The organism is Cellulomonas sp. A375-1, from assembly GCF_001040865.1.
Classification (GTDB): domain Bacteria; phylum Actinomycetota; class Actinomycetes; order Actinomycetales; family Cellulomonadaceae; genus Cellulomonas; species Cellulomonas gelida.
On the sequence record NZ_LFKW01000053.1, the window covers coordinates 2,647 to 6,900 of the forward strand.

The following is a 4,254-nucleotide window of genomic DNA, read 5'->3' on the forward strand; positions in this document are numbered from 1 at the left end:
CGGAGTCAGCGCAGCTGGCGGTTGATCGCCGAGACGATCGCCTTGAGCGACGCGGTGGTGATCGAGGGGTCGATCCCGACGCCCCACAGGATGTCGTCGCCGATCGCGCACTCGACGTACGCGGCGGCGGTGGCGTCGCCACCCTCCGACAGCGCGTGCTCGGCGTAGTCGAGCACCGCCACATCGACCCCGACCTGCCGGAGCGCCGCGACGAACGCCGCGACCGGGCCGTTGCCCGTGCCCTCGATCGTGCGGACCTCACCGCGGTCCACGAGGTCGACCGACAGCGTGTCCGGGCCGTCCTGCGCGCTCGTCGCGCGGGTGCCCTGCAGCGAGAACCGGCCCCACGGGACCAGGTCGCCGAAGTCCTGCGCCGCGGTCCCGACCTTCGCGGCCTCGACCGGCAGGTACTCGTCGACGAAGATCCGCCACAGGTCGTCGGCCGTGACCTCCGTGCCGTGCTGGTCGGTGTGCTGCTGCACGACCTGCGAGAACTCGATCTGGAGCCGGCGCGGCAGGTCCAGGTCCTTCTCGGACTTCATGAGGTAGCTGATGCCGCCCTTGCCCGACTGCGAGTTGACCCGGATGATCGCCTCGTACGAGCGGCCGACGTCCTTCGGGTCGATCGGCAGGTACGGCACGGCCCACACGACGTCGTCCGTGGTCCTGCCCAGGGCCGCGGCGCGCTGCTCGAGCGCGTCCAGGCCCTTCTTGATCGCGTCCTGGTGCGAGCCCGAGAACGCGGTGAAGACCAGGTCGCCGCCGTACGGGTGGCGCTCGTTCACCGGCAGCTGGTTGCACCGCTCGACCGTGCGGCGGATGCGGTCCATGTCGGAGAAGTCGAGCTGCGGGTCGATGCCCTGGCTGAACAGGTTCATGCCCAGGGTCACGAGGCACACGTTGCCGGTGCGCTCGCCGTTGCCGAACAGGCAGCCCTCGATGCGGTCCGCACCTGCCATGTACCCCAGCTCCGCGGCGGCCACGGCCGTCCCGCGGTCGTTGTGCGGGTGCAGGCTCAGCACCACGGCGTCGCGGTAGCGCAGGTTGCGGCTCATCCACTCGATCGAGTCCGCGTACACGTTCGGGGTCGCCATCTCGACCGTCGCCGGCAGGTTGATGATCACCGGGCGCTCGGGCGTCGGCTGCCACTCCTCGAGCACCGCGTTGCAGATCCGCAGCGCGAACTCGAGCTCCGTGCCCGTGTACGACTCCGGCGAGTACTCGTAGTACACCTCGGTGTCCGGGACGAGCTCCTCGTACTTCTTGCAGAACCGGGCACCCGACACCGCGATGTCGACGATGCCGTCCTCGTCGGACCGGAACACCACGTCGCGCTGCAGCGTGGACGTCGAGTTGTAGAGGTGCACGATCGCCTGCTTGGCGCCCGCGATCGCCTCGTACGTGCGCTCGATCAGGTGCTCGCGCGACTGCGTGAGCACCTGGATCACGACGTCGTCGGGGATCCGGCCCTCGTCGATGAGCATCCGGACGAAGTCGAAGTCGGTCTGCGACGCCGCGGGGAAACCGACCTCGATCTCCTTGAAGCCCATGTCGACCAGCAGCTCGAACATCTCGAGCTTGCGAGCGGGGTTCATCGGCTCGATCAGGGCCTGGTTGCCGTCGCGCAGGTCCACGGCGCACCAGCGGGGGGCCTTCGTGACGCGCGCGTCTGGCCACCGGCGGTCGGGCAGGTCGACCTTGATGATCTCGTGGAACGGCCGGTACTTGTGGGTCGGCATGCCCGACGGCTGCTGGGGGCTCGTCTGCTGATAGCTCGCGCTCGTGGGGGTGACGCTCATGGGGTACTGCTCCTTCGCGGGTTCTCTCGGCGTGTGGTCAGCCGGCGCAGAACGACACCGCGGCAGGGGTCCGGCCTAGAAGGCCCCGCCGCGGCACGGAAGGAGGAGGCTCACGCCCGTCGTGCTCAGCACGTCGGTCACCTTACTCCCCTGCGCGGCCCGCCCCGCAAACGCTGCCCACCTGACGGTCCGGCACGCGCGGGACCGGGCGCGTCACGGAGCCAGGACCACGACGCCCTCGTCGGTCCGGCCGACGAGCAGCCCGCCGATCGCCGAGAGCCGCGTGACCTGCGGCGGGACGCTCACCTGCCACCGCTGCGCACCGTCGCGCAGGCCGCGCGCGAGCAGGGTGACCCGGTCGCCGTCCTCGACCGCCGTCAGCACGAGTGAGCCGTCCGTGAGCACGGGCCAGGCCGGTGCCTCGAGCTCGTGCGACCACAGCGACGCGCCGGTGTGCGCGTCGTACGCCGCCCACCGGCCGTCGTCGGCGACCAGCAGCGTGTCGTCGACGACCGCCTGCGGCGTCGCGCGCGTGCTCAGCGACCACAGCTCGTTCCCCGTCGCCACCTCGAAGCCGCGCACCGCGACACCCGTGGACAGGATCGCGACCTCCTGCGCGGACTCGTCGTCGATCGCCAGGCTCGACGGCACGGCAGGCAGGGCCGTCACCGGCTCACCGTCGCGGTCGAACATCCAGCCGCCGCGCGCCGGCGTCCACGCGGCGAACCCGTCGCGGAACGGGACGAGCGCGACCGCCTGGCCGCGCGCCTCCGCGACGACCACCTCGCCGTCGTCGAGCCGCAGGACGACCAGCTCGGCACCGCGCACCACGGCCACCCGGTCCGTCAGCTCCATCGAGGCGCGCTCGATCGCGAGCGTCCCGGAGAGCTGCTGCAGCGACCGGTACGACCACACGACGTCGCCCGTGCGTCCCGCGCGCCGCTGGACCAGCGTGCGGCCGTCCGGGTCGGTCACCGCGACGACGATGTCGTCGTCGACCCGCCCGAAGCCCGCGACGTCGCCCTTCTCGGTCCACGACCCCACGCTGCGGCCGGTCGCCGCGTCCACCGCCACCACCCGCAGGCCCTCGAGCCCGTCCGCGACGGACTCACCCGGCGCGGGGTCGCCGTACACGGGGATCGCCAGGTCCGTGGTGCACAGCACCAGTCCGCTCACGCGCGCCCCGCGCCAGCTCGGGCACTGCAGCCACGCGCGCTCGGTCGCCGCAGGCGGGCCGGTCACGCGCGTGGTCCAGCGGTGCTGACCCGTCTCGGCCGCGTAACCGACCAGGCTGCCTCCGGACGAGTCCTGCTCGACGACGACGAGCGTGTCGTCCGCGACCACGACCGACCCCTCGCCCGACGCGGCCGCGGCACGCCACGTGACGTGCACCGGCCCGTCGAGCGGCTCGAGCAGTCCGGGCACCGACACCGCACGCTCGTAGGCGTCCGCGCGGCGCGCGTCGTCCCAGGCCGCGAGAGCGGCGAGGACGAGCACCGCGGCCCCGATCGCCGCCACCCAGGCCAGCACCCGGCGTCGACGCGCCGGCCAGCCGTGCGGTGCGGCCTCGTCGTCCGGGTCCCACCCGTCCTCGCCCGCCGCCACACCGCTCTCGGGGGGCGCCTCGTCGAGCGGCGCGTCCGCCGGGGGGCGGGGCTCGGGCGCGCCGGCGGTCGTCGGGCGCGACGAGTCCGGGACAGCGCCCGCCGACGTCGGCGTGAGCTCGTCCACCTCGACCAGCTGCAGCTGTGCAGCGTGGCGGCTGTTCGCCATGCCGTCAGCGTAGGCTCCGCGAGCCGTTCGCGGGGCGGATCCGCCGATCCGCCGCACGACCGACGGTCAGGATGTCCCGATCGTCTGCGTGTCGTGGCGTGGGGACGTCTCGCCCGTCAGGACGTCTCGACCAGCCGCAGGACGCAGTCGCCGAACATCACCACGGCGCCCAGCCGTAGACGCACGGGCTGGTCGACCGGGCAGATGACCTGCGCACCGTCCGGCAGCGTGACGACCGTGCCGTTCGTCGAGCCGCGGTCGGCGACCCACACGCCCGAGTGCTCGACCGCGAGCTGCAGGTGCGTCTTGGAGACCGACCGGCCGGGGTCGACCACGCGGACGAGCTGGACGCCGTCGGTGGCCGCCGCCGGGTTGCGCCCGACGAGCGCGGTGTGCCGCACCTCGACGCGCTGGCCGTCGCTGATCTCCACGATCGCCGCGGTGATCCGCTCACGCGTCGTCGACGGCGGCGGGACGGGCGGCAGCGCGCGGCGCGTCGTCTCGACGTCCTCGTCGTCACCGAACCGGTGCGGGACGGGGTGGCCGAGGACGTCGGGCGCGGGCGACGCGGCGGGCGCGTCCGGGACGAGCCGCGCGAAGGCACCCTGGCCGCCGGCCGGGACGGGTGCCGCGGACGGCGCGGGCGGTGGCGGGACGAGCGGGAGGGCGCGCGTGTCGAGGT

At 73.3% G+C, this 4,254-nt stretch carries 3 protein-coding genes; all 3 read right to left on the bottom strand.

The window, feature by feature from the left end; translation table 11 throughout:
- Positions 1–5 precede the first annotated feature (5 nt).
- Complete coding sequence (gene leuA / locus CWIS_RS06260) at positions 6–1,799, bottom strand: 2-isopropylmalate synthase (protein ID WP_048342408.1); 1,794 nt, start codon at positions 1,797–1,799, stop codon at positions 6–8.
- 213 nt (positions 1,800–2,012) lie between these two features.
- Positions 2,013–3,572: a PQQ-binding-like beta-propeller repeat protein gene (locus CWIS_RS06265; RefSeq protein ID WP_048342409.1), complete on the bottom strand. Its 1,560-nt coding sequence runs from the start codon at positions 3,570–3,572 to the stop codon at positions 2,013–2,015.
- Between the two features lie 116 nt (positions 3,573–3,688).
- Positions 3,689–4,254 (bottom strand): FHA domain-containing protein (locus CWIS_RS06270; RefSeq protein WP_156186573.1); only part of this gene is annotated, 566 nt, incomplete at its 5' end.

Bases quoted from the DNA above. Each gene is read 5' to 3' on its own strand.
- CWIS_RS06265 (WP_048342409.1), bottom strand. From the start codon at position 3,572: ATGGCGAACAGCCGCCACGCTGCACAGCTGCAGCTGGTCGAGGTGGAC.
- leuA (WP_048342408.1), bottom strand. From the start codon at position 1,799: ATGAGCGTCACCCCCACGAGCGCGAGCTATCAGCAGACGAGCCCCCAG.